Source organism: Bacillus sp. P4_D3, assembly GCF_056401855.1.
Genome location: NZ_JBFUIN010001223.1, coordinates 1 through 656 on the forward strand (window position 1 = coordinate 1; position 656 = coordinate 656).

The 656-nt window shown below is 31.6% G+C and carries 2 protein-coding genes; both read left to right on the forward strand.

Going from position 1 to position 656, the window contains the following annotated elements; all coding sequences use genetic code 11:
* The coding region (locus tag AC1DTM_RS30440; RefSeq protein WP_477001698.1) for a GntR family transcriptional regulator at window positions 1-225 on the forward strand (225 nt) is incomplete at its 5' end.
* Window positions 225-656 (forward strand): ATP-binding cassette domain-containing protein (locus AC1DTM_RS30445; protein WP_477001699.1); only part of this gene is annotated, 432 nt, incomplete at its 3' end. The genes AC1DTM_RS30440 and AC1DTM_RS30445, both read left to right, overlap by 1 nt.

Here is a 656-nt window from a genome sequence, read left to right on the forward strand (position 1 = left end):
GCTAAAGGGGTAAATGTATTAGTGGATGAGGGGATTTTATATAAAAAGAGAGGGATTGGGATGTTTGTTGCAAAGGGAGCAAAAGAAGTTGTACTAAAAAAAAGACAAAATACTTTTATGACAGAGTATTTACCTAAAGTGTGGGAAGAAGCAAAAGTACTAGAAATATCAAAAGACGAATTGATGGATATGATACAAAAAATTACGAAGGAGGGGAAAGAGTAATGTTTGCACTTGAAACGAAAGATTTAACGAAAAAATATAAAAAGAAACTAGCTGTAAACGAAGTAACAATTAAAGTAGAAAATCATAAAATATATGGTTTGCTTGGAAGAAACGGAGCAGGGAAAACGACTTTATTAAACTTACTTGCTGGACAAATTATTTCAAGTAGTGGAAGCGTATCTATATTTGGCGAAAATGTATTTGAAAATAGTAAAGCGATGCAAAATATTTGTTTCGTTAGAGTGAAAGAAGAAGCTCATTTAAGTTATAAAGTAAAAGAAATCTTTAAGATGTGTAGCATGTTTTATAAAAATTGGGATGGAAAGTATGCTGAAGAACTTGCAGATAAATTTCAGCTTAATATGACAGAGAAATACCATAAACTATCACATGGCATGCAAACAGTCGTAGGAATTATTCAAGGACTAGCA